Source organism: Vibrio tubiashii, assembly GCF_028551255.1.
Classification (GTDB): Bacteria; Pseudomonadota; Gammaproteobacteria; order Enterobacterales; family Vibrionaceae; genus Vibrio; species Vibrio tubiashii_B.
Genome location: NZ_CP117029.1, coordinates 900,723 through 926,292, shown reverse-complemented (window position 1 = coordinate 926,292; position 25,570 = coordinate 900,723). Strand labels below are relative to the sequence as shown.

26 protein-coding genes are annotated in these 25,570 nt (G+C 45.3%); 3 read left to right on the top strand and 23 right to left on the bottom strand.

Annotation, left to right across the window (positions count from 1 at the left end; all coding sequences use genetic code 11):
- Window positions 1–10: 10 nt before the first annotated feature.
- From fliG to nrfB, 21 genes are all read right to left on the bottom strand, one after another.
- Window positions 11–1,066: a flagellar motor switch protein FliG gene (gene fliG / locus LYZ37_RS04235; RefSeq protein WP_004744460.1), complete on the bottom strand. Its 1,056-nt coding sequence runs from the start codon at window positions 1,064–1,066 to the stop codon at window positions 11–13.
- Complete coding sequence (fliF, locus tag LYZ37_RS04230; protein ID WP_272786635.1) at window positions 1,059–2,807, bottom strand: flagellar basal-body MS-ring/collar protein FliF; 1,749 nt, start codon at window positions 2,805–2,807, stop codon at window positions 1,059–1,061. The genes fliG and fliF overlap by 8 nt, the downstream gene beginning before the upstream one ends.
- A gap of 15 nt (window positions 2,808–2,822) precedes the next feature.
- Entirely contained in the window at window positions 2,823–3,134 is a 312-nt protein-coding gene (fliE, locus tag LYZ37_RS04225) for a flagellar hook-basal body complex protein FliE (RefSeq protein ID WP_004744458.1), read from the bottom strand.
- Between the two features lie 96 nt (window positions 3,135–3,230).
- Entirely contained in the window at window positions 3,231–4,631 is a 1,401-nt protein-coding gene (locus LYZ37_RS04220) for a sigma-54-dependent transcriptional regulator (protein WP_272786634.1), read from the bottom strand.
- On the bottom strand, window positions 4,631–5,692 hold the full coding sequence (locus LYZ37_RS04215; protein ID WP_004744456.1) for a sensor histidine kinase: 1,062 nt from the start codon (window positions 5,690–5,692) through the stop codon (window positions 4,631–4,633). The genes LYZ37_RS04220 and LYZ37_RS04215 overlap by 1 nt, the downstream gene beginning before the upstream one ends.
- Before the next feature lie 122 nt (window positions 5,693–5,814).
- Complete coding sequence (locus LYZ37_RS04210; protein WP_004744455.1) at window positions 5,815–7,281, bottom strand: sigma-54 dependent transcriptional regulator; 1,467 nt, start codon at window positions 7,279–7,281, stop codon at window positions 5,815–5,817.
- Window positions 7,282–7,556: 275 nt separating this feature from the next.
- Window positions 7,557–7,967 (bottom strand): flagellar export chaperone FliS, encoded by a 411-nt coding sequence (fliS, locus tag LYZ37_RS04205; protein ID WP_038202550.1) that lies wholly within the window; start codon window positions 7,965–7,967, stop codon window positions 7,557–7,559.
- Between the two features lie 15 nt (window positions 7,968–7,982).
- Window positions 7,983–8,306, bottom strand: coding sequence for a flagellar protein FliT (locus LYZ37_RS04200; RefSeq protein WP_272786633.1), 324 nt, complete (start codon window positions 8,304–8,306; stop codon window positions 7,983–7,985).
- A complete protein-coding gene (gene fliD, locus LYZ37_RS04195) occupies window positions 8,293–10,314 on the bottom strand; it encodes a flagellar filament capping protein FliD (RefSeq protein WP_272786632.1) in 2,022 nt (673 codons plus the stop codon). Before fliD ends, LYZ37_RS04200 begins: the two co-directional genes overlap by 14 nt.
- A gap of 19 nt (window positions 10,315–10,333) precedes the next feature.
- Window positions 10,334–10,759 carry a flagellar protein FlaG gene (gene flaG, locus LYZ37_RS04190; RefSeq protein ID WP_272786631.1) on the bottom strand — a complete coding sequence of 142 codons (426 nt, stop codon included), beginning with the start codon at window positions 10,757–10,759 and terminating at the stop codon, window positions 10,334–10,336.
- A 71-nt stretch (window positions 10,760–10,830) separates the two neighbouring features.
- A complete protein-coding gene (locus tag LYZ37_RS04185; RefSeq protein ID WP_004744450.1) occupies window positions 10,831–11,964 on the bottom strand; it encodes a flagellin in 1,134 nt (377 codons plus the stop codon).
- 229 nt (window positions 11,965–12,193) lie between these two features.
- Complete coding sequence (locus LYZ37_RS04180) at window positions 12,194–13,327, bottom strand: flagellin (protein WP_272786630.1); 1,134 nt, start codon at window positions 13,325–13,327, stop codon at window positions 12,194–12,196.
- A gap of 247 nt (window positions 13,328–13,574) precedes the next feature.
- Window positions 13,575–14,708 (bottom strand): flagellin, encoded by a 1,134-nt coding sequence (locus LYZ37_RS04175; protein WP_272786629.1) that lies wholly within the window; start codon window positions 14,706–14,708, stop codon window positions 13,575–13,577.
- Window positions 14,709–14,838: 130 nt separating this feature from the next.
- Entirely contained in the window at window positions 14,839–15,741 is a 903-nt protein-coding gene (locus LYZ37_RS04170; protein WP_272786628.1) for a Dyp-type peroxidase, read from the bottom strand.
- A gap of 82 nt (window positions 15,742–15,823) precedes the next feature.
- The gene (locus tag LYZ37_RS04165) at window positions 15,824–16,282 is read right to left on the bottom strand and encodes a DUF2919 domain-containing protein (RefSeq protein ID WP_272787141.1); all 459 of its coding nucleotides are present in this window, start codon (window positions 16,280–16,282) and stop codon (window positions 15,824–15,826) included.
- Between the two features lie 112 nt (window positions 16,283–16,394).
- The gene (nrfF, locus tag LYZ37_RS04160) at window positions 16,395–16,850 is read right to left on the bottom strand and encodes a heme lyase NrfEFG subunit NrfF (protein WP_272786626.1); all 456 of its coding nucleotides are present in this window, start codon (window positions 16,848–16,850) and stop codon (window positions 16,395–16,397) included.
- A complete protein-coding gene (locus LYZ37_RS04155) occupies window positions 16,847–17,386 on the bottom strand; it encodes a DsbE family thiol:disulfide interchange protein (RefSeq protein ID WP_272786625.1) in 540 nt (179 codons plus the stop codon). The genes nrfF and LYZ37_RS04155 overlap by 4 nt, the downstream gene beginning before the upstream one ends.
- Entirely contained in the window at window positions 17,364–19,259 is a 1,896-nt protein-coding gene (locus LYZ37_RS04150; protein WP_272786624.1) for a heme lyase CcmF/NrfE family subunit, read from the bottom strand. The genes LYZ37_RS04155 and LYZ37_RS04150 overlap by 23 nt, the downstream gene beginning before the upstream one ends.
- A gap of 2 nt (window positions 19,260–19,261) precedes the next feature.
- Window positions 19,262–20,233: a cytochrome c nitrite reductase subunit NrfD gene (nrfD, locus tag LYZ37_RS04145; RefSeq protein ID WP_272786622.1), complete on the bottom strand. Its 972-nt coding sequence runs from the start codon at window positions 20,231–20,233 to the stop codon at window positions 19,262–19,264.
- A gap of 2 nt (window positions 20,234–20,235) precedes the next feature.
- Window positions 20,236–20,922: a cytochrome c nitrite reductase Fe-S protein gene (gene nrfC / locus LYZ37_RS04140; RefSeq protein ID WP_049846642.1), complete on the bottom strand. Its 687-nt coding sequence runs from the start codon at window positions 20,920–20,922 to the stop codon at window positions 20,236–20,238.
- Between the two features lies 1 nt (window position 20,923).
- Window positions 20,924–21,517: a cytochrome c nitrite reductase pentaheme subunit gene (gene nrfB / locus LYZ37_RS04135; protein ID WP_272786620.1), complete on the bottom strand. Its 594-nt coding sequence runs from the start codon at window positions 21,515–21,517 to the stop codon at window positions 20,924–20,926.
- A gap of 476 nt (window positions 21,518–21,993) precedes the next feature.
- Between nrfB and nrfA the strand changes: the two genes are divergently transcribed.
- Window positions 21,994–23,427, top strand: coding sequence for an ammonia-forming nitrite reductase cytochrome c552 subunit (gene nrfA, locus LYZ37_RS04130; protein WP_272786619.1), 1,434 nt, complete (start codon window positions 21,994–21,996; stop codon window positions 23,425–23,427).
- Between the two features lie 91 nt (window positions 23,428–23,518).
- Here nrfA and LYZ37_RS04125 read toward each other — a convergent pair whose 3' ends face one another.
- Window positions 23,519–24,184 carry an SDR family NAD(P)-dependent oxidoreductase gene (locus LYZ37_RS04125; RefSeq protein WP_272786618.1) on the bottom strand — a complete coding sequence of 222 codons (666 nt, stop codon included), beginning with the start codon at window positions 24,182–24,184 and terminating at the stop codon, window positions 23,519–23,521.
- A gap of 32 nt (window positions 24,185–24,216) precedes the next feature.
- Window positions 24,217–24,753 (bottom strand): TPR domain-containing protein, encoded by a 537-nt coding sequence (locus LYZ37_RS04120; RefSeq protein ID WP_272786617.1) that lies wholly within the window; start codon window positions 24,751–24,753, stop codon window positions 24,217–24,219.
- An 84-nt stretch (window positions 24,754–24,837) separates the two neighbouring features.
- Here LYZ37_RS04120 and LYZ37_RS04115 point away from each other — a divergent pair, with 84 nt between their 5' ends.
- Together LYZ37_RS04115 and LYZ37_RS04110 are read left to right on the top strand one after the other, a co-directional pair.
- Window positions 24,838–25,182: a DUF2956 domain-containing protein gene (locus LYZ37_RS04115; RefSeq protein WP_272786616.1), complete on the top strand. Its 345-nt coding sequence runs from the start codon at window positions 24,838–24,840 to the stop codon at window positions 25,180–25,182.
- Window positions 25,166–25,519: a DUF4156 domain-containing protein gene (locus LYZ37_RS04110; RefSeq protein ID WP_272786615.1), complete on the top strand. Its 354-nt coding sequence runs from the start codon at window positions 25,166–25,168 to the stop codon at window positions 25,517–25,519. Before LYZ37_RS04115 ends, LYZ37_RS04110 begins: the two co-directional genes overlap by 17 nt.
- Window positions 25,520–25,570 lie beyond the last annotated feature (51 nt).

Here is a 25,570-nt window from a genome sequence, read left to right as displayed (position 1 = left end):
CTTAATTAATTTATAGGAACTCGTCTGCACCACCGCCCAGCATAATTTCGCCAGAGTCAGCCATGCGTCGTGCAATTGCCAGTACTTCTTTCTGTGCTGCTTCTACGTCAGACACCTTGATTGGAGGCATAGCCTCTAGGTCATCGCGCATCATCTCAGCAGCACGTTTAGACATGTTCTTGAAGATCTTCTCACGCAGTGAATCATCGGCACCTTTCAATGCACGCTGTAGTGCATCTTGCGGTACGTCACGCAGCAATTTCTGAATACCTTGGTCGTCAACTTCGATAAGGTTCTCGAACACGAACATAAGATCTTGAATCTGCGTCGCCATGTCTTCGTCTTGATCGCGAATTTGCTCCATCAAGATACCTTCGACATTGTTGTCCATGTAGTTCATGATCTCTGCTGCTGCCTTCAGGCCGCCAATCTTGGCAGCTTGCGCACCTGCCTGACCTGCGAACTGCTTCTCCATGATCTCATTCAACTCAGCCAGTGCCGAAGGTTGAACTTCTTCAAGGTTAGCAATACGCATCATCAAATCTAAGCGATCTCGCTCAGCGAACTGGTTAAGGATCTCTGCGGACTGATCAGGTTCTAGATAAGAGAGTACAATGGTTTGAATCTGTGGGTGTTCGTTGATGATGATGCTCGCCACCTGACGTGGGTCCATCCATTTCAGAGAGTCTAGACCTTTCGAACCTGTACCCAATAGAATTTGGTCTACTAGGTTGTTGGCTTTATCTTCACCCAGAGCAGCGACAAGTGCATTACGCATAAAGTCTTCGCTACCCATACCAATGTTGGTGTATTTCTGAATGTCTTCTAAGAAGGCGCGGTGAACAGCACCGACCTTTTCTTGACTTAAGTCAGCAGCACGCGCCATCGCGCTACCCACTCGTTGAACTTGTTTAGGTTCTAAATGACGGATGATACCCGCAGCGTCTTCCTCATTGAGACTGAGTAAAAGAATCGCCGCGCGCTCTTCGCCCGGGATGGTTGATATATCCACGGTGTTTTCTACTACCTCACCGCCCTCTTCCTGTGGAACTATTTCGTTAGGCATCCTGCATCCAATTCTTCACTACTTGTGCTGCTAGCTCAGGTTCATTAGCAACCAGTGCACGCACTGCTTTCAGCACATCTTCATCTTTGTGTAGGTTAGGCAAGTCAATACTTGAGCCAAACTCAAACAACTCGCCACCGTCTAGGTCGCCACCAATCAAGCTGGTTTCACCATCAGCACCAATTGGTAAGCCATCTGGTCCGTAAAGCTGATCTTCATCTTCATCAGACGCAGGGTTGAGGAGTTTTTTCAGTGCTGGGCGGACAAGAACCAAGACCACAACAATGATAACCAACGCACTTGCGAACCAACGTATCCAGTCATTGAAGTTAGGGTGTTCCCAAATTGGCACATCCGCCATGACTTCAATTTCAGGTTCTGCAAACTGCATGCTTAGCACATTAAGCAGATCGCCACGTGCTTCGCTAAATCCTACCGTACCAATCAGTAGTTGCTTAATAGAGTTTAGTTCAGCCTCAGAAATTGGTTGGTAGCTGGTCTCACCCGTGTCTGGGTTGACGACTGCACGGTTCTTCACTGCGACTGCAACTGTTTGACGGTTTACTACACCCGTTTGACGACGTTCATGGCTGATGGTGGTATCGAGTTCAAAGTTACGTGTAGCTTCTTTATGCACAGAACCTTGACCTAAGGTTGTGCCATCTTTCATTTGCGCCACATCTTGTGGAATAGAAGCATCCGCCGGAGGCTGGTTACTCAATGCACCTGGCACACCTGCGACGACGTTACCATTGTTGTAGTCTTCTAAGGTGTATTCGCTTCGTGTTGAAGGTGTGTTCGGGTCAAAGCGCTTACTGGTCTGTTCTACTGCACTAAAGTCGAGTTCAATATCCACTTGAGCAGTATAGTTACCAAAACCTAAGATAGGGATAAGTACAGAATCGATTTTGTCACGCAGTGCTTGTTCTTGCTTACGCTCTAATTCATGTTCTTTGCGACGCGCTGCCGAGGCAGGATCTTGTGAGCCAGAGCTTAATAGACGACCATGTTGGTCTGTGACGGTAATACGGTTAGGCTTCATACCCGGAACCGCACTTGCCACCATATCAACCACAGAATCGACTTCTTCCTGCTTAAGGTTCGCGCCTGTTTTGAGTGTTAAAAATACAGATGCTGACGCTTCTTGGTTATGTCGAACAAATACACTTTGCTTAGGCAAAGCAAGCAAGACACGCGCTTTACGTACTTGCTTCATCTCTTCGATGGCTTTTGACAGTTGGCGCTCACGGCTTAGCTTGAGACGCTCTTGTTCTAAACGCTGTGAAACACCGAAGCCCATATCTTGTAGCAAGATGTCATCACCAGCGTGTTTCTCTTGGTTAAGGCCAGCACGAACCATATCAAGCTTTAATGAGTTGAACTCACTTGCTGGCACTAAGATGGTATTGCCTTCAAGCTTGTAATCGAGTTTCTGCTGATCAAGGTAATCTAAGACGGGGATCAACTCTTCTGTTTCGTAAGCCCCTAATGGACGCATCTCTGGCTCTTTAACCCAGAAGAACAGCATAACAATCAGAGCAACACAGATGGAGATTGAAAGTACCAGAACGACTTGGCGAAGCAGATCGAGGTCACCCACCGCCATATCAAACTTGGAACTGGATTTTTCGTCCAAATCTGGGTTTTGTACGTGTGAATCAAGATCCGACGTAGCTACCATAGCGCTTTCGCGAGCACCTTCAGTTACGGTTAGATCGGTTGATGAATTTTGCTCTGACACAGTCGTTACCTAACTTTAAACTGGCATGTTCATCAATTCTTTGTACGACTCAACAAGCTTGTTGCGTACCTGAATTGTGGCTTCGAAAGCGACACTAGATTTGTTTCTAGCGATCATTACGTCAGAGAGTGAAACGTCAGCGTCACCGCGATCAAATCGCATTTGAAGGTCGCTAGACGTCTTTGAGAGGCTATTAACGTTGTTGATCGCATTATTAAGCAATTGGCCAAAATCAGCACCGACTGTATGCCCTGTCGCAGCAGGTTTAGTACCCGTTGCTTCAAACATCATTGCTTGCATTTCGCTTTGAAAACCGTCAACTCTCATCAAAACCTCAGTAGTCAACTCTTTGACTTAAATTAGTGTTGGAGTACTGACGCTGCAATCATCGTGCCACGTCAGTACCAGAAGGAAAATAACACCTTAGTTTGGAATTTCAATCCCAGCGTCACGCATTTTTGCTAGTTTATAGCGCAAAGTACGCGGGCTAATGCCTAACTTCTCAGCCATTTCTTTGCGTCGACCGTTACACTCTTCCAGAGTGTCGAGAATAATGGCGTACTCTTGATCGCGAAGTTCGCCACCTAGTCCACTACCCGCAGAAAGGTTGCTACCTTGCTCAGCCACAGGCTTAATGTTAGGAACAATGCAGTCACCTGTCTCTACCGCCACTTGTAAGCTAGATGCGTCTTGCCAATCTAGCCCTTCAAGCAGGATATGCTCCGAATCAATCTGACCGCTTTCACTCAAGATAAGCGCACGTTGGACAACGTTATCCAATTCACGAACATTACCCGGCCATGTGTAAGAGAGAAGTTTGTTGATAGCATTTGCCGTCACATTAGGCACTGGCATACCCAGTTTTTGACAGTGGCGTTCAACTAAGTGCTGGGCCAGTGGTTCGATATCACCTTTGCGCTCACAAAGAGCAGGCCATGCAATTGGGAAAACATTTAAGCGGTAGTACAAGTCTTCACGGAAGTTACCCTCTTGAACATACAGCTTCAAGTCACGGTTACTGGTCGCCAAAACACGAACATCGAGCTTGATGCTCTTACGGCTGCCCAAGCGTTCGACTTCGCGCTCTTGGAGCACACGCAATAGCTTAGCTTGCAGGCTCAGATCCATCTCACTGATCTCATCCAATAAGATAGTCCCGCCTTGCGCCTGTTCGAACTTACCTGGACACGCTTGTACCGCTCCAGTAAACGCCCCTTTTTCATAACCGAACAAGGTGGCTTCTAGCATGTTGTCAGGGATCGCCGCACAGTTGATCGCGACAAATGGGCCATCTTTACGATTTGAGGCGTTATGGATATAACGCGACATGACTTCTTTACCCGAGCCGCTAGGACCTAAAACCATGACACTTGCATCGGTTTTCGCCACTTTATCGGCGAGAGCCAGTAATTTAATGCTTTTCTCGTCAGCAACAACCGCATCGCCATTATCATCCGATTTTACTGGCGCATAACGGCTGACCATATTGAGCAGTACTTCCGGTGCAAAAGGCTTTGCCATATAGTCAATGGCGCCATCTTTCATCGCTGAAACCGCATCCTCAATGTTGGCATAAGCGGTCATTAGCAGTACTGGCAGGTTTGGCCAATGCTGCTTGATGTTTCTCAGTAACGCCAAGCCGCCCATTCCGGCCATTTGCACGTCTGATACAACAATATCTACGCTGTTTGACTTAAGCTTCACTAAGGCATCTTCGGCACTATCCGCCTCAAGCCATTCATAGCCAGCCAGAGCCAAAGTGTCGACTAAGGCTTCGCGTAGACCTTCATCATCTTCTACGATCAGTACTTTGCTTTGAGCCATTATTCTTCTCCAGTCATAGCTTGTTGATCAGGGTGAGGGTGACGCTCTAGCGGAATGCACACCGTAAAGCATGCGCCGTCACCTTGCTCTGAAATGAGTTCCAACCTTCCATCGTGCGCACGACACACCATCTGCACTACCGCAAGACCGAGTCCAGTCCCTTGCGAGCGAGTGGTGAAGAAAGGTTCCATAATTTTGTTTTGTAATTCAGCGGGAACGCCCGGACCGCTATCTTGTACTGAGATTTTCAGTTCGCCATTAACCGGTCTAAAAAACACATCGACTTGGGACTGTTTACCGGCAATTTGAATCGCATTCATCACCAAATTACTTAGTGCCGAAGCAATGGCATTGGCATTACCCAATAGCTGAGTTTGTTCTTGCTCGACTTCTAAGCAGTAATCGATTTGATTGTTTTTCAGAGCGGTTTCAACCATAGGTGAGAACTCGGCAACCAAATCTGCCACGGTGAATGGCTTAACAACCTTATTGTCGCCACCTTTCGCAAACAGCAACATGTCATTGACTTGCTTTTCTAAGTCATGGAGGCGATCCATCAGCTTGGTTTGAAATCTATCTTTCGTTGCAGGCGGCAAATTGGGCGCGCCTAAGTTGGAGGCGTAAAGCATGGCGCTCGAAAGTGGCGTCCGAACTTGGTGAGCCAGTGAAGCCACCATGCGACCGAGAGAAGACAGGCGTTGTAAGTCACTGATTCTAGACTGCAAAAGACGTGTCTCGGTCAAATCAGTGATAAGAATCAACTGTCCTGTTTTAGAGGCTGAAATCGCTAAACGGACTTTACGGCCATTACGAAGCGAGATCTCATGACCGTCATCTTCTCGCGGTGCAAATGCTTGTTGAATCACTTCAAACCATTTTTCACCCACGAGCGGGACTTCCAACAAACGTAAAGCTTCTGGGTTAGCTTCCTGCACCACACCCTGAGTATCGAGCAATATAACACCAGCGGGCATGACATCGAGTACCTGCTGATAGCGTTCTACTTGTTGTTCTAGTGTGCCTAATGGCATCGGATTATCGACCGACGGGGTTAACTGCATGACGTATTTCTGCCTTAAAAACTACAATAGCCTGACATGCAAAAGGCACGCCAAGCTATTTGTTTTATTTTTCAATCACTTACTATAAGGTCAGTAAATTGACAGTCAAGTTTTACATCAAATTATCGCTGTAGATTGTACTTACGCATCTTCTCAACTAGAGTCGTTCGACGCATGCCTAACATGTCGGCTGCTCGCGCAACAATACCACCTTGTGCCTCAAGTGCTTGATTGATCATATTGACTTCAAGGTCCGCCAGCATCTCTTTGAGGTTAACCCCTTCTGGAGGAAGACTTTGCGGCGCATTTTCATGCTCTTGGAATATGTCACTCGACTCTAGGCTGAAGTCTTCAGAGAAGATATCTTGCAGCGCATCACGCTCTTGTTCTTCAACAGATTCAAGATTGTTGTACTCGGGCTGAAACTCCGGAATATCGCTGTAACGATACTTGGTCGGTAGATGATTCACATCTACTAAGCTGTTCGGGTACAGGATGATCATTCGCTCCACAAGGTTAGCAAGTTCGCGGACGTTACCAGGCCATTCATGCTCCATCAGTGAGTTAATTGAGCGCGGTGTAAAACAGATAGGCTGAGCCCCTTCTGACTCCATGCGCGTCATTAACTCTTGTAGCAACAATGGGATATCATCTTTGCGATCGCGCAGTGCAGGCATCTCAATCGGGAACACATTGAGACGATAATAAAGATCTTCGCGGAAAGACTCGTCATTTATCATGGTTTCCAGATTGCGGTGCGTTGCTGCAATAACACGAACATTGACTCGGATGGTGGTGTTGCCACCGACACGTTCAAAGCAACGTTCTTGCAGTACTCGAAGCAGTTTAACCTGCATCGGCATCGGCATATCGCCAATTTCATCTAGGAACAGTGTACCGCCTTCAGCAAGTTCAAAGCGGCCTTTACGCGAGGTAATCGCTCCAGTAAACGCCCCTTTTTCATGACCAAACAACTCACTTTCAAGGAGGTCAGGTGGTATCGCACCACAGTTAATTGGCACAAATGGGCCATTACGACGAGCTGAATGATAGTGAATATTACGAGCGACGACTTCTTTACCTGTACCAGACTCGCCTAGGATTAACACATTTGCTTCTGTTCCAGAAACCTGCTCGATAAGATGGCGGACTTCTTTAATGCCGTGGCTTTGGCCAACAAGGCTACGGAACAATGTGTTTTTACGAGAAGAGGAAAGAACATTTACACCTTTACGGCCTAAGAAGTCTTTACAGTGGCGCAGCGCTTCACTTAATTGCGGGTAATTTAATGGGTACTCCAGCTCACCAACATAGTTTGTTAGCTCTTCAACTGGATAAGAATGCTTTCCGGCAATAAGTAAAGGAATATGATTAGCCTGGGATAATTTATCGCTCAGCTTGGAAGGTAATTTATTATTATTCAGAGAACCAAGAATACAACCGGCCCACACTCGAGACCAATCTAGGTCATCAAGCTGATCAGAAGTGATCGCCTCACACTGTTCTCCAACAAATTCTAAAATATTACTGAGATTGATTCGTGCTTGCGCATCATCTTCAATCACAAGTAGTTTTGCTAAACCTTGCATAGGTGAGAATGTTTGCCTTTATTTTGAAACGTTGTGGCTGGGTTAAAAATCTAAACGTCACTTGTAACTATAGTTCAGAAAACGCGTTAGACAATTTAGAAATTTCAGCAACAAAAAAAAGCCACTAGGCTAGTTAGTGGCTTCTATTCTATTTGATAAAAAAAATAAGGCAACCAAGCAATTACTTGATGTGATGTTAGCCCAAAAGCTTAATAGGCATAATATTTCAATGCATACTTATTTATGTATGAAATTTCCTAAAAACTTAGTTCAGTTTATAAACCAACATCCGCTGCTGTTAGGTTGTGATACTCAGTAGGAATCTGATCCCATGCAGACTTAATTTCACGGATAATCTCAATTACATCATCAATGGGCTGTGGGTTATTTTGATGATTTGCTTCTGTAATCTGAGTAATCATAAATTCGTACAGCTGATCAAGGTTCTGAGCGATGTCGCCACCATCATCCATTGAAAGACAGCTGCGCAAGCTGATAATGATATCTAGAGCCTTACCCAAACGCTCACCCTTGGCTGGAATGTTTCCTGCCTGCATCGCCGCTTTACCTTGAATCAAACGTTCAATAGCGCCAGCCATCAGCATTTGAACAATTTTATGCGGGGAGGCCGCACTGAGCTGGCTATCAACCGATACCTTCTTGTAAGCCTGTAGTGAACCACGCATAACAACCCTCTTTTTCTATAAAAACTTTTGATACTGCTGAACTGAGCGTTTGCCATGACGATACTTTTGTAACGCCTGTCCCAGTTCAGAAGTTTTATTCTGCATTAATTCTACAACAGTTTGGGTTCTTTTGACCGCATCATACCACTGCTGTAGTTGTGCAAGCTCTGGATGTGTTTCTATTACATCTAACAAACTTTGCAATAACTGTTCCCTTATATCGACTAGCTGAACAATTTCTTCAGCATTTATTTCTTCCGATGCAAGAGTTTCAGAAATTTTTTGATCTAATTCACACAAATTGGCAAGTTGGCCGAGAAATTCACTATCCAAGCGCATTCATCATACCTGCTAGCTGAGAGTGCATTTTGCTCGTGGCATCCTGCATTGCCGTAAATTTGGCGTGTGTGCGCTTTTCTAGATTATCCATACGGCGATCTAATGCCGCTTGATCATCTTGTAAGCGATACGTCCGCTCAGTCATACTTTTCTCTCGATTACGTATCGAGCCAGTTACGCCAGTCAGACCTTGAATCGCGTCTTCCACTTTTTTTGCAAAACCTTGGTTCCCGCCAAAAAAATCCTCAAGCTTGTTGAAGTTATTGTTCAACTGGCGATCTAGCATGTCATAGTTGATCTCTAAGGTGCCTTGACGGGTAGTGGTAATACCAAATTCCGTCAATGTTTTTAGATCCTCCGGCGCTGGCTCTACCCGAGAGGAGAATACCGACTTAAGACGGGAGTCCGCACTACGCACAATACTGTCACCAGCCAGTGGACCTGCGGCTCCAGTTCTTGGGTCTACACCACCAAGTTCTTGAGAAGTTTGATAGAACTGGTTGTAAGCCGCAACAAATTGCTCAATATCATTACGCACGCCTTGACGGTCATACTCAATATCAATTTCTGAAGCGGGCTTGCCTACTGGGGTGCGACCTTTTAGGGTTAAATCAACGCCGTCAATGGCATCTTCAATAATATTGTTATTGCTTGAAAGCTGGGCAACGCCATCGAGTAGCACTTTGGCATCTTGTGCAGCCTGTACCTCTGTCATGCCTCGGTAAGTGTCAAATGACTGTTGCGCCGCAACTAAATCAGCTTGAGCTTGGTCAATTCGCTCTAGGTACTCACGCTCTTCTTTCGGAAGTTTAGCCCGCTCCATCTCTTTGGCTTGTTCAGGTGTCAGCTCTCCTGTCGCGACACGTTGAGCAAGTAGCGCTTTTTCATCCGCTACTTTCTGCTCAATTCGTGCTTGCTCAGCATCGAGCTTAGCCTGTGCTTCTTTTGGTGTAACGTATGAATCGGTCAAAGTGCCCGATGCAGTATTAGACCAACCAGGAACATCAGGAGCTTTTTCTTTTGCTTTATCGTCAAGCTGAGGTTCTGGTTCCCAGTATGAGCTGAGTAAAGTACCCGACGCCGTTTCTGTCCATCCTGGAATACGATCTTCGGGTTTGATGTATTTGTTTGCTTCTATCCCCGCCTGTGCAGCGGCCGCAGTAGCGCTTTTTGACATCTCATTGTCTGCAGTCGCATCCTTCGCAGCGTTAGGATCAGCCTGAATTGCCGCTTGCTTTGAAGTTGCAGCGATTTCATCGTCGACAGCTTTTGCCGCATCGATGTTATTTTGAGCAATTTTATCGGCAATTTTTTGCTCCTCTGGTGTCAGAGGGGCTAGCAATTCTTGAGCGGCAGCGCGGGCGCGTTCTAAGTCTTTGACTCGTTGCTCAAGAGTTTTGTATTCGAGTAGTTTAAGCGGATCGCCAGCTTTCGCTTCAGCGCGCATTGAAATGTCATTGTCTTGCCCAGATACATTGGACGCAACAATTAAACGTGGGCCTTCCGTGTCATTGATCACCGCAGCACGAACTCCGGGATTCGACTTACTGCCGTTGATACCGCGCACGATATCACCCAGCCTTGAGTTCTCTTGAACATCTATAGAGAACTTTTTACCTCCCATTGAAATCTGCAGCTTACCCGGACCAAATTTTGCGTCCTCCGGCAATACATCCGACGCAATTTTGTGGCTTTGGGCAAGCTGCAACACATCGATAGCATATCGACCAGCGATAGCTTCAGTGGTTGCTGTTGCGGATACTACAGCTTCATCCGTTGATTCGACTGTTCTTGCGGCGAAAGCTTTCTCTTGACGAAAGCTCGCCATCAAGTTTTTCATCGTATCCAGCGACTCTCTGAGTCGACCATAGGCACTGATACTAGAATCAATTTGGGCCCGCTCATTGTCGATTCGTTGCTGCTTAGGTACGCGCTCCGAATCTACAATTTTGCTGACCATGGAATTGATATCCATGCCAGAATTCATGCCTATAGGGCCAAAACTCATTTACTCACCTCAAGTACGATTACACCGTCTGGTTCACAATTCCCGATGAATATCGGGCGGTTTGCTCCCTTAGGCGACGTAAGATAACTAGCATTTCCTCATCGGGTATCTGACGAATAATATCGCCAGTATCCGCTTCGTATATTGTTACAACATCTCGACCAGATTCTTCGTCTACACGAAATGATAAGCCTTTATTGATCGACGAGATGAAATCATTCATCTGTTGAACAATCCTTTCACGCTCTGCCCTGTTTAGCTTTTCACGCTCTTTCGAGGCTTCGATCGCTTTCTCAACAGACTGAGTCGCTTTTTCGCTCATCTCCTTGGTAGAGACCTGTTCCTTTTCCGAGGAAACTTGCTGTACATCGTATTTTGAAGCAAGTTTAGTGCCACTATCTGAGCCATAAGGCTGGATGTTCGATGTGTAGGATGGTATTTCCATAACGATCTCCCTTCCACCTTAGCAGGTTACAACATACTGTTGCACCAATAAGCTCCTATCGAACCTATCGATTAACCTAATAAGCTAAGAGCTGCCGACGGAGACTGCTTGGCTTGCGCTAGAACAGATGTACTTGCTTGCTGAAGAATCTGCGACTTAGTCATTTGCGTAGTTTCTTTCGCATAGTCAGTATCAACGATCCGGCTTCTAGACGCATTAACGTTCTCGTTAATGTTATCTAGGTTACTGATAGCATGGCCAAAACGGTTTTGGAAAGCACCCAGTTCAGCACGCTGACTGTCTACCGTTTTCAATGCACCATCGATGACAGATACCGCTAACTGAGAACCGGCGACTGTCGAAACATCGACGTCGGCTACAGTACGATCTTGTCCTGCACCAAAGCCAATTTCACCACCTAGTCCTCCGCCAATCGTGACATCTGTCGCGACTTTATTGGAAGCTGCGAAAAGTTGAAGCTTACCTTCCTCACCCACAGAAGCCTTCACATCTTCACTTTGACCATTAATGTACGTTGCAAGCTGCTCGATATCGTCGCCAGCTTTTGCATTTATGGTGAGCGTTTTTGCCTCTCCATGTACATCAGTATAGTCTAGTGTTAGGTCAGTTGTACCTGCGGAAACAGTCCAATCTGACGCTTTTCCTGCTTGAGCAATATACGCTTTACCACCCATTCCTACAGTATCAGAACGCATGCTACCCATAGAAAGCTGAACAGCCTCCCCTGAGCTCGCTCCAATTTGGAATGATTGAGTGCCGAACGTGCCGTTAAGCAATTTGTTACCACCAAATGAAGTGGTTTCTGCAATACGGTTAAGCTCGTCATTCAGTGCGGTAACTTCTTCTTGAATCGCAATACGCTCCGAACGCGAGTTCGAGCCGTTAGAGGATTGCAATGATAGATCGCGCATACGCTGCAAAATGTTGGTGGTTTCGTTCATCGCACCTTCAGCGGTTTGAGCGATCGAAATACCATCATTCGCATTTTTTACTGCCATGTCTAAGCCACGGCTTTGCGCATTCAAGCGGTTTGAGATTTGTAGGCCAGCAGCATCATCACGGGCACTATTGATTTTGTAACCCGAAGATAGACGCTCCATCGATTTCTGCATGCCATCAGTCGCACCATTAAGGTAGCGCTGAGCAGTCATCGCAGACACGTTCGTGTTTACGTTAATTGCCATATTTGATCTCCTTAGGCATTAGGGCGATGTGTATCAGCGTCTCTCACCTCGCTTCAACACATCTCATTTCTCTCAATCCTTTAACGGCGAACTAAAAAATACCTTTAGGAAAAAATTAGCGAACTTTTTTAGATTTTTCCGTATTCCGTAAGAATTGCTTTATAGATCAAAAAGTTAACACAAACAAAAAAATCCAGCCGAGGCTGGATTTTTGTGATCAAGATTGGGTTTATCCCAGCAGACTCAATGCTGAGTTTGGCGCTTGTTTCGCTTGAGCAAGTACTGAACTTGATGCTTGAGAAAGAATTTGCGACTTAGTTAGTGCCGTCGTTTCTTTCGCAAAGTCAGTGTCTTTGATTCGGCTGTTAGATGCATTAACGTTTTCGTTGATGTTATCTAAGTTGCTGATAGCGTGTGAGAAGCGGTTCTGGAAAGCACCTAGCTCTGCACGGTGGCTATCAACATATTTCAATGCAGCATCAACAATTGCTACTGACTCTTGAGCACCACCTACAGTCGTTACGTCAATAGTATCAACCGTTACTGCTGTGCCAGGACCCATGCTTAGCTCACCTGCTAGACCACCACCAAACGATACAGCACCTTGAACTTTGTCAGTTCCAGCGAACACTTGTAGACGACCCTCTTCATCAACAGAAGCTGTCACCTGGTCAGTTTGACCATTGATGTAAGTTGCTAGCTCTTCAATATCATCGCCTTCTTTAGCATTGATGTTGATTGTTTGCTGCTGACCTGCGTTATCAGTAAGAGTGATGGCGAGGTCGTTAGCACCAGCCTGAACAGACCAATCTTTGTCTTTACCATTCGCTGCTTGGTAGGCTGTACCGCCCATTCCAACATTGTCAGAGCGCATGTCGTTTAGCGTTAGCATTACTGCTTCACCGTTATCAGCACCAATCTGCATAGATTTAGTTGTGAACGTGCCGTTTAATAGCTTGTTACCACCAAATGACGTGGTTTCAGCGATACGGTTTAGCTCATCGTTTAATGCTGTTACTTCTTCTTGAATCGCAACACGCTCAGATTTAGAGTTTGAGCCGTTCGCAGATTGTAGCGATAGGTCACGGATACGTTGCAGAATGTTAGTGGTTTCGTTCATCGCACCTTCAGCAGTTTGCGCGATAGAAATACCATCGTTCGCGTTACGTACTGCAACATCAAGACCACGGCTTTGTACGTTTAAGCGGTTCGAGATTTGAAGACCCGCTGCGTCGTCTTTTGCGCTATTGATCTTGAAACCAGATGACAAACGCTCCATTGAAGTTTGTTGAGCATTAGTCGCGCTGTTTAGGTAACGCTGTGCTGTCATTGCTGATACGTTAGTGTTTACATTTACTGCCATGGTGATTTCTCCATTTGATTTTCCGATGTAACCGGCTTCCGACGTCTCGGAAAACCAAAGTCGTTTTCTCTTAAAGTTACTTTTATTAACGGCGTGAATCAGAAAACCTTGAGTATTTTTTTGAGTTTTTTTTGAAAAAAGTTCATTTCGGAGGGAAAACGTGACTAAAGGGAAAAAATTGCAAATAAAGTTATTTTTTCGCTAAAGCTTTAGATTCGACTGTCGATAACATTCTCTTTTTTGAGAATCACCCCAATAAAGTTAAGGCAAGATTAGGCTGTTGCTTTGCCTGCGCCAAGATAGAGGTGCTCACTTGCTGCAAGATCTGCTGTTTAACCATCTGTGTGGTTTCTTTAGCGTAGTCGGTATCTTTAATACGGCTATTCGATGCTGACAAATTCTCATTAACATTAGAGAGATTGTTAATCGCGTGATTAAAACGATTCTGCATCGCACCTAACTCGGCCCTATGACTATCAACATATTTCAGTGCTGTATCAATAACCGATACGGCTCTTTGAGCGCCACCAACCTGAGAAATATCTATATTATCAACCGCTTCATAACCACTAAGGTTCATATTAAGTTGATTTGCTAAGCTGCCAGAAAATGAAATCGTCCCAGAGGTTTTATCACCAGCCATAAAGATTTGTAACTGGCCGTCTTCATTAACAGAGGCTGATACTTTATCCGTTTGACCATTGATATAAGTTGCGAGCTCCTCAATATCATCACCAGTTTTAGCTTCAATATTGATCGTTTCTTGCTGGCCTTGAGCATTGGTGTATTGCATTACCAACTGGTTATTACCCTGCGCAACTTGCCAGTTACTGTCAGCTTTACTTGCTGCAATATAGCTAAAACCACCCATATCTAAGCTGTCGGAGCGCATGTTTTTGAGCGAGACTTGCACCGCTTCACCAGAACTTGCACCAATCTGAAAAGAAGACGAGGCAAACGAACCATTGAGCAATTTTCGACCACCAAAAGAGGTGGTTTCAGCAATTCTATTCAATTCATCGTTTAAAGCTGCCATTTCCTCTTGTAATGCAATTCGTTCCGCATGGCTATTTGAGCCATTGGCAGATTGAAGCGAAAGGTCTCGCATCCGTTGCAGTAAGTTGGTGGTTTCATTCATCGCCCCTTCTGCAGTCTGCATAATGGAGATCCCGTCATTAGCATTGCGCATAGCAACATCTAAGCCACGCATCTGGGATTCAAGACGATTGGAAATCTGCAGCCCGGCAGCATCATCTTTGGCGCTGTTAATACGATATCCTGAAGAGAGTCTCTCCAGCGATTGATTCAGCATATCTGTGGCATTGGTCAAGTGACGCTGCGCAGTCATAGCTGATACATTGGTATTAACAGTAATGGTCATAAAGTGATGTAATCCTTCTTCGGGTTACTCTCTTTATCGGCAAAAATAGGGTTTCTTTAATGAAAAAATGCAAAAAACCGAACTCTAAGGTTCGGTTTTAAATCTTTGAAGTAGCGAGTGTTGTATCAGTTTACTTAAGCTTTAAGCCCGATAACATTTCACTAGAAGGGGCAAAGAAGTAAGCGCCCGTTACCGCTTTAGTAAAACGAAGCAGTTGGTCTGTCTTACCGTCCGTCACGCCATACATACTTTCGAGCATCGCTTTAAAGTTATGTAGGGTATTACAGTAAGCAATGAACAACAGGCCATGTTCACCAGACACACTACCGTAAGGCAGGCTATGGCGTACAATTTTCAGGCCCTTACCCTCTTCTTTAATATCTACGCGCCCTACGTGCGAGGCTGCTGGAACGTCATCAAGTTCAATAGAATCTGGCTTAGTACGGCCAATCACTTTTTCTTGCGCTGACACATTCAAGCGGTTCCAAGAAGGTAAGTTATGGATGAAACGTTGCACCATCACATAACTGCCACCAGCAAATTCACCTTGTGGAATGATGGCCACTTCTTCACGCTGAGCGTCTTTCGGGTTTTCTGTACCATCGACAAAGTCCGTCATATCACGCGAATCTAAATAGCGGTAGCCGTATGTTTCATCAATGACAGCTACATCTTCTGACACTTGCGCAAAGAATTTACGCAATAAGTAAAAATGCAGGTCATGACGGTTCGAGTGGCAGTGAATCAATACATCAACATCAGAACTAGGTGCAACGACATCGCCTTCACCGAGTTGTGGGAAGTCGATAAGCTCTGTTGGCACAGCCATATCGAGCTTGCTCCAAAAGGCCTTAGTAAACGCAATAGACAGCGTTAGCTCTGCACCAGGTTGCTGCGTATTGAGTTCTTCAACTAACGTCGGTAGAGCTTGCAGCTGCTCCAACACTTTAGTTTCGTTTTGATTGACCTTAAGCAAGGTGTATTGCGCGAAAGGACCTGCTTCAGGAAGAATTGCACTTTGAGGGTATGACATTTTTAATTCCTCACTCGATTTTTTTGCTTAGTGTATTTCGTTTTTAAGTTTGTATATTGATGGCGATCATCACTGGGGAAGTTTACTGTGTCGGAACTTTCTTAAAGCTATCTCTGACACTACGACTCTTAGCGAAGTAAATAATCAACCATAATAGCAGCAACATCACAGCGCCATTTGTCCAGCTAAATGCACCATGGACTAGGTAGACATGATACAGAGTTTGAGATAGCTGAGCGGCTGCGGTCACAAGTGTAATCCCTCTACCGTAAGCCACAATGTGATTTATCCATGTTCGCTCTGGACTGCGCAGACTCACCATCCACATTAATAGAATACTCGGAATTCCCATCGCTAGCCCGAGATAAAGCATGTTATGGTCTGGGTAAACTATCGAAAGAATTTTACTGCCACTCTCACGACTGGCACCGGCGACCACAAACACGACCCAAGCTTTAGCTAAGAACAACCACCCTAGCCAAACCAGTTTTGGTGCTCTTAAAAAACCATGTTTATCATATTGTTCTAACGCGTAACGCACTGCTATGTCACTGCTGGAATTCAATTAGACTCCACTCTATACCAATTGGCATATTTTGCTATCAGTTATTGCATATTAGAGTGATAGATAATAGCGAATAGCCACGGCGAGGTTATTGCTGATGCTTGGTTCGGACTCGTTTTAGGGAAACGATAAAAAACAGTAGCAGAAGGAAAGCAGGCGCTAACCAAAGTAGTGCATTGCTAGCGCTAAAGGTAGGCTTATAGAGAACAAATTCACCATATCTAGCTGTCATAAAATCAATCACTTGCTGTTCGCTTTGGCCTTGATTGATTTTACTAAACACAATCAAGCGTAAGTCTTTCGCAATCGGCGAGTTGGACTCGACTAAATTTTGATTCTGACACTGTGGGCAACGTAATGATTTTGCCAGTTCAATCGCAACCTTTTGTTTATGTGGCGAATCGAATTGAAACAGCTCGACTTGAACGTTTTGCTCTGTCGTAGCCGCTGCAAAGATATCTTGATTTGCACTCGCAAGACTTAGTGGCGCTACTATCGAAAGCAATAACAACAGGTATTGCACAGAAGCCAACCTTAAGCTCATGAGTTCGCCCCACTAGCAAAGAAATCAGCAAAGTGCTTGTCCCATACTTTTTGATTCAGTACGCCGAGATGTTTATAAACAATCGCCCCATTTTGATCGACGAGGTAAGTTTCTGGCGTTCCTACCACTCCGAGATCTAGAGAGAGCACGCCTTTGGGGTCGAACATAATGTCACTATAGGGATTACCAAGCTGGCCAAGATAGTTCACCGCACCTGAACGTTGATCACGGTAATTTAATCCAATGATAGGAATGCCGAGTTTCGCAAGCTGATTAAGGTAAGCATGTTCTTTACGACATACGCCACACCATGATGCCCATACATTCACTAGCTGATATTCATGGCGGAATAGCTGCGTGCTTTGCGCTTGTTCCTGCTTCATAAGCAGCGCTATTGATTGTGTTGGAAACTGCCTAACCACGGGCTGGGACGCAGGACCAAACTGCTGGGTGTTAAGCCCTGCGACAAGAAAGCCAATAAAGCCCAATAAAACCACGCTAAAGAGGGTAATTTTATGCTTGCTTGATAAAGCCATGAGCCACTTCCTTTCGTCGACGAGAGAGAAAAGGTAACACAGCACCGAGCATAGCGACTAGCGCCCCGCCCCAAATCCAACTGATATACGCCTTATATTGGATCTTGACCGCATAAGAATCAGCATCAACTTTACTACCTAGCGTGACATAGTAGTCACCATGCCAAAATGGCCGGATTGCAGGTTCACTCATATTCATCACTCGAACGGGATAATGACGACGCTCTGGTATCAGGGTAAAGCTTCGCTGTTCGGAGGAGAACTTCAATTCCGCCTGTTCAGCGCTATAGTTAGGGCCAATAACCCAATGAGTATCAAGGTACTCGACTTGCCACTCACCAAATTCCAAAGTGCTACCTGCAGCCATTTTATGGTTCACTTCGAAAGAATGCTCTGCATTCATCACTGCGCCAATACTGCTCATCGCCAGACCAATGTGAGCAAGCACCATAAAGGTAAGCTTTTGCTGCTTCACCACCAATAACAAGTGACTGATTATCACCCAAGCCCCTAGCCCCCAGACCACAGAGACTGCTAACGAGAACCACATATCTTGCAACCAATACATCACCGTGCCGATGAGCATAGACGTGATAAATAACAAGACGATCTGCTGTTTGGAATAGTGACTGCCTTTATGCCACTTAAGTAATGGAACCAACCCCATACCAATGAGAGCAAGCAGAACTAAAGGTAAGAACAAGGTATTAAAATAGGGAGCACCAACCGATACCGAGCCTAACCCTACAAGTTCATACACCATAGGGTAGAAAGTACCGAGAAAAACAGTAAACGTCGCCACCGCAAGCATGCCGACAGAAGCGATGGCAAGATAACTGCGGCCAAAGAGCGATTGAACGTGTTGACTCTTGATGGCCTCGCCTCGCTCAAACAGCAAGGCAAATGAACCAATCAAGGTCACAGCAAGAATGGCTAACAAAGCCAGACCTTTACCGGGATCCACCGCAAAAGCGTGTACTGATGTCAGTACGCCAGAGCGCACGATAAAAGTGCCTAGAATACTCAGGCTAAAAGTTACCAATGCTAGTGCTAGAGCAGTTCTTCGCTGCTGCTGATAGCGACTAGCCGCAAGTAAAGCGTGCAGTAATGCAGTCCCTGTTAACCACGGCAAAAGTGATGCATTTTCAACAGGATCCCAGAACCACCAGCCTCCCCAGCCCAGTTCATTATAAGCCCACCAAGATCCGACCAAGATACCTAAGGTCAAAAATGCCCATGCGGATATTGCCCAAGGAGTTGCTAGCTTTACCCAATCATCGACGAACGTTTCTTGCATTAGTGCAGCGAGGGCAAACGCCAACACGGTAGAAAACCCGATATAGCCTAGATAGAGCAGCGGTGGATGGAAGATCAATCCGATATCTTGCAGCATCGGATTGAGATCTCGACCTTGCTCTAACCAAACTTCAGAATAAGAGAATGGATTAGAAGCGATCAGGGTAAACCAGCCAAACGCTGCGATAAACAACTGCATCACCCACAGCACATCATCAAGGTATTTTTTGCAAGTCTGTTGAACAAAAGAGATACAGGCCGACCAGATAGCTAGAGTGAACACCCAAAATAGCATCGAGCCTTCGTGACCTCCCCACACCGCTGCAATTTTGAAAAAATCAGGCAACGCTGTGTTCGAGTGAGAGGCGACATAATGAAACTGGAACTGATCACTAACAAATAGGTAGCCAAGAAGGACAAGACTTAACGACGCAACAACGCCATTAAGCCTTGCTAACAATGATAAAGAGAGAGTGGCACTTCGCTGTTGCCATTTGTTCCATGCATAAGCCGCCGAGATAAGCGAACTTGAAACCGCGACCCAGACTAATGCAAAGTGTCCTAGCTCTCCGACCATACTTACACTACCGTCATCTGGCCTGCATAGAGGATAAAGGTTCGTAGCATAAGCACACCGACCAAGCTTAAAGTGGTCACCATAAAGATATACCCACCATTGTGGCGTGTCTCTTTTGGCGCAACCGCATTAAGCGTCAAAGGTAACAGCATGCCAATTAACACTACCCCAAACCAGAACCAGTTCGACCAGAAGCCGCCACCGATCGCATTCCAAGCCGCAACTTCATTCTGACCACCGCTAAAAATAAGCCCGGTAAAGAAGGTAACGAGCACGAACAGCTCAAACAGCACCACAGGTCGCTCGAAACTATGCACCCAAGAAACACTTGGACTTGTCGCTGACTCTTTGAAAACCAAGATGCCAAACATCAAACAAGCAGCCGCTCCAGATGAAAGGCTGGAGAACAAGAACAAAATTGGCAACACTGGATTGTTCAGCATTGGGTATGTTTTCAATGCTGAAAGCAGGAAGCCAGTATAAGCAGCAAGAACAACCGCAAGGAAGCCTAAAAAGAGTTCAATCGCGTTGTTGTATTTGCCTGATTTAATTAAGAATCCATCGACAAAATCGAGCAACTTGCTAGGCAGTTTACCTTCAGCAAAACCGATAATTTGATGACGGAACAGAATACCAATCCAGATAAACAAGACGACCATGTAGACCTGGAATAGGATAACCCCCATCGACATCACGGAGTTCATATTGAAGTAAATCATGATCTTCCAGAACTCCAAAGGTTTGGTCAGGTGGAAAATCAAGATCGTTAGACCCGAAATGATGCCAAATGGCGCTAGCCATGCCATCGCCTTCAAGATCCCGTTTTTCGCCGGATCCCCTTCAATCACTTTGCGCCTTAGATAAAGCGCAATCATTACCGCTCCTGCAGACATACCCGCTAAAAACAGGTAAACCGCAATAATCCAATCCCACACCAGGGAGTCAAAGTGGAATGCACTTTCAAAACCAGTCATGATTAAACCTCCCCTTTCTGATGAGGCACTTTGTACAATTTAGGCTTAGTGCCTAAGTGTGCCTTGTCTCGATAAACGACTTCGCTGTTTAACACTTGGTTAATTTCGCTATTTGGATCGTTGAGGTCTCCAAATATCAGCGCCTTGGTTGGGCAAGACTCAACACAAGCAGGTAATTTGCCCTTGGCAAGGTTGGTATCGCGGCAGAAGTTACATTTATCAGCCGAGTGATCTTCAGGATTAAAGAAACGCACTTGATACGGACAAGCAGCTAAACAGTAGCCACAGCCAACGCATTTCTCTTTGTGGACATCAACAATACCTGTTTTCTCATCTTTGTACGCCGCACCTGTTGGGCAGACATAGACGCAAGGAGGATTTTCACAATGCTGACAAGATTTGCGGGTAAAACGGTAATCAACATTCGGGAACTCACCCTGTGGTTCGCTGCGTATAATTTCGAGGCGTGATACGCCTTCAGGAACCTTATTCACATCACGACAAGCATCCGTACAAGCGGTACAACCAATACAAGCGGTTTCATCATGAACCATTCCGTAAAGCTTATTACCATCTTGTTCAACATTTGCGAGTGTTTTTCGACTACTGATAACAGCGGTTCCCGCCACACCCGTAGTGAAGATAACTGCGCCTGCGCCAGTTAAGAAGTTTCGTCTTGAGCAACTCATACTACTTCTCCTCTTCTTTTAGCTGGGTGATATCCGAGTGACAATCCACGCACATCTTGATTTTGTCCTTACGTTCTAGGCTAAGAATTTTCGACTTTTTCTCAGCGTGAACATTGTGGCAATTTGAACAGGTAAGATTTTTGGCATGCACGTCATGCGTCCAGCTCGCTTTATGTAACCGCTCTGAAGTATGACAGTTGGTACACTGGCTATTCGCATCGAGTATTCCCTGATGCGGCATTTGCACCTTGTCACTTCCCACCTGTGATTGAGCTGGCGCGTACTTAGTCACGACTGGCGCCCCTTCACGATGGTCAGGCCCAATGTTGCCGTGACAGGTGGTACAGTTCAGCGTTTTGCCGATCTGCTCAAATTTCTCAGTGGTGTGTGTTTGATGGATGGTCTGCTGCGAATCCTTATGACATTGGATACACTTATAATCCTTGTCACGGATAAGCGTGACTTCATGGCGTGCGGATTTGTCTTCAGACTGCACTGTTGAAGTGTCGGCTACGGCATGAAGAGAATAACCATAGAGGCAAAATGCTAGAAGTGATTTAAGCATTATGACTATGGCCAACTTTATATTGCCCATATTATCCTTTCCTTATTCCGTACTAATTCGTAAAACAATCAACAAATTAAAAATACGGTTAAAAATTAAAATCCTTCAATGCGCTTAAAGCACATCAAATGAGATCAATTCTTATTTTGGAAAAGCCACAACGCTATCAATTAATATATTACTCTCCCTACACTTAAGGGGTAGGCAAAACTGCTCAAAATTCGATCTCAATCACCCTATAAATACAAAGGGAAATATTGTAAGTCATTGATGATAATAGTTTTCATTTTACTCTCCGCCATACAATAAGTACCCCTTTAGGGTTATATAAGAGTGAATTTGAGCTGGATCACTAGGTAAAATTGATCTTGAACAATTAAGCATTATTACTAAGTTATTTATTTTATTTCTATTTATTACAATCTATTTCAGTTCTCCAGTTCTTAGTTTGGAATATAGCCAGTTCACAACGCTGCTAATAAAAAACAGAATACGGAGATAGCACTGTGAATAAATTGCATTGGATACCAAAATCCGCTGCAGCATTAGCAATTGTGGCCACTTCACTGATGAGTGTCACAAGCTTTGCTGCATCCGAAGAAAAAGGCTTAATTGATCCTCGCAACGATGCGTATGAGCAACAGCACCCTGATCAATACCACTCTTGGAAAGCCACCTCAGAAAGCGAACATATCGAAGACGCGCTTGCAGAAGATCCAAATATGGTGATTTTGTGGGCTGGCTATGGTTTCGCTAAAGATTACAACAAGGCTCGTGGCCACTTTTACGCCGTTGATGATGTGCGCCAAACATTGCGTACTGGTGCTCCGCAAGATGAAACTTCCGGGCCAATGCCAATGGCATGTTGGAGCTGTAAAAGCCCAGACGTAGGTCGCGTGATCGATGAACGTGGTGAAGATGGTTACTTTAAAGGCAAATGGGCTCGTTTAGGTGACCAAATTAACAACCCTATCGGTTGTGCAGACTGTCATGATACTCGCAGTGAAGCATTCAAGAACGGTGAACCCGCACTTGCGTTGGCAAAACCTTATGTTGAGCGCGCATTTCAGGCGATAGACAAACCTTTTGAACAACAATCTCGTCTTGATCAACAAGCCTCTGTCTGTGGTCAGTGCCACGTAGAGTACTACTTCACAGGTCCAAACAAGTCCGTCAAATTCCCATGGGATATGGGCACCACCGTCGATGATATGGAACAGTACTACGACGCACTTGGCTTTAAAGATTGGACGCACAAAGTTTCTAAAGCACCGATGTTAAAAGCGCAACACCCAGGTTACGAAACATGGCGTGATGGTATTCATGGTAAGAACAAAGTGGCGTGTGTCGACTGTCATATGCCGAAAGTGACCAAAGAAGATGGCACTGTCTACACAGATCATAAAGTCGGTAACCCATTTGATCGCTTCGAAGACACTTGCGCAAATTGTCATACGCAATCTAAAGATCAGCTACGTGACATTGTTTCTACTCGCAAAGCTCAAGTGCTCAACATGAAGCTGACAGCAGAGAAGCAAATTGTTGCTGCTCACTTCGAAGCGGGCGCAGCTTGGAAAGCTGGTGCCACGGAAGAAGAGATGAAAGATATTCTTCAAGATATCCGCCACGCTCAATGGCGCTGGGACTATGCTATTGCCTCACACGGTGTACATATGCACGCTCCAGAAGTCGCACTTGAAGTATTAGGTACAGCGGTAGACCGCGCGGCAGATGCTCGCACCAAGATCGTTCGTCTATTGGCTAAGAAAGGCATCACAGATCCTGTAGAGCTGCCTGATATCTCGACTAAAGCCGCTGCACAACAAGCACTGGGTATGGATATGGATAAGATGAACTCTGATAAAGAGAACTTCTTAAAAACTGTGGTCCCAGAGTGGAAGAAAGCCGCGGAACAACGCGAAGCTAGCTACGAGCAATAAGTCACTAGAGCGTTAATAGACAAAGCCAGCAATTGCTGGCTTTGTTATTTTATAGCGACACTGAATGACGTATAGATTGAGATGACTCTTCTCACACCCGGTTTACTGTAATGTCCGACACATAGCCATTACCCAGCCCAGTGAGCGCACCGTTGATCATGGACGCTGCGTCTTGCACAGACATAAAACCATCGGTATTTAACGCCTTGCCACTGGTCGCCCAAAATTCGGTCGCCATTCCACCTGGATATATAGCAACAATCTTCATTGGCTGACCTTTTAGCTCCAGACGGACGGATTCGATAAGTCCTTTCACTGCCCACTTCACCGCGCAATAGGTTGACTCTTGAGCTTTAGGTTGCTGCGCCGCCGTAGACATAACCATAACTAAGGTAACGGGTTGCGCTTTGTAGCGTTTTACTGACTCTCGCACAACATTGATGGCTGAACTGAGGTTGTTCTTGATTAGCGCTTCAATCTGCTCAGGGTTTTGTTCTTCTAACAAACCAAAGTAACCACTGCCAGCGCAATGAATAATCTTGTCTGGCACTTCATCCAGTTGCTCAAACAGTGACTCGACATCATTGTGGTTGGCGAGGTCGCATGCTTGGTAAGTGGTGTTAGAGGACAATTGACTGGTGACATGGAGTAACTTTTGTTCACTCCTCCCTGTTAGGTGGATTCGCGTATCTTGTTCATCATATTGCTTGGCTAATGCGGCACCTAATCCACTGCTAGCGCCAGTGATTACTATCATTATTCTTCCTTCTCCATTGTCTTAATCGCAGCTTAACCCTTATTCAGAGCTTTTGCCTGGTTCAAAGAGCGAATCACCGTCTCACGATTTAAATCAGGATGATTAGAGTCGAGCATACGCGTCCAAGTATCTATCGCTTCTTGGTAGCGGAAACTAATAAAATGGTCGCTAGCAATCAAGGTTAAGGCAGTGAGATTATTGGCTTCTATACTTAACGCTTGTTCAAGTAGAGAAGAGACTTCAGGTGTCATTCTCTGCTTATGAACATAGTAAAGGGCGGTTGCTTTTGCCGCTAATTGGTTGGCGGACGGTGGATGGCTTAATCGAACTGCATAGTCAAAACAGGTCAAAGCAGAGGAAAAATCTTGATTGTTGAGATAGCCATGCCCGAGTTGAAACCAAAGCTCAGCTTGATTTGGATCTTGCTTGAGCTGATCTTGCAAAGACAACATCCACTCTTGATGGGTCTGCTGCGGCTCAAGCTCTGCAATGGGTGCAGGTGGCTGGCCTTGAAGCCAAATATACACAGGTACGGCAATTACCAAGCTGGCGAGTAAAACTCGTTTCATCAGCACTCCAAAGCTTTTGTTCATTACTGACAAAGTATATCCTGTTAGGATAAATACATCTTTGATCTAGCAAGACCTATCAATATGAAAAATAAAGTGGTTCCTTCTCAAGAAACACAACAAGAAGCGATGAAGATTGCCAAAGCAACTCAAAAGCCTGGTCAAACAAAAGAACAAACGAAGCTGATTGCGCAAGGTATCGAGAAAGGTATCGCACAATACAAAAAACAGCAGAAAGAGCGCTCACGACAAGCGGATAAGGCGAAGAAAAAGGCTCAAAAAGCCAAGAAAGCTGACGTAGAGGTGAGCACAAACCAGACTCAAGTAAACATTGAAAACCCAGAGATAAGCAGCAAACCTTCAATTTTACCTTGGGCATTACTCGCCATCAGTTGGATAGGATTTATCGCCTATGTTAGCCAAAACTAAATACATTATACTCGCTGCCTCGCTCGCTGTATTAGCGGGTTGCGCGACTCCCACAACCAAAATGGATCCTGCTGCAAGCTCGATACATTTACGGTTAGATAGTCAGTTTAATGCAGACAACTGCCAATGGCTTGGTGAGATTACAGGTAGCGAGGGGCATTGGTATAGCTATATTTTCTTCCCCAATGACGTGATGGTTCGTGGCGCATTGAATGAAGCGAAAAATCAAGCATTAGCATTGGGGGCAAACACCGTCTACCTAGTTCAGCCGCAAGATTTTGTGACCTCATTTACTGTGATGGGCAATGCTTATGATTGCCCCAAACAGGATAAGTAACCAATAAAAACAAACCTAGCGCTTTCACGCTAGGTTTGTTGTTTTCAATTC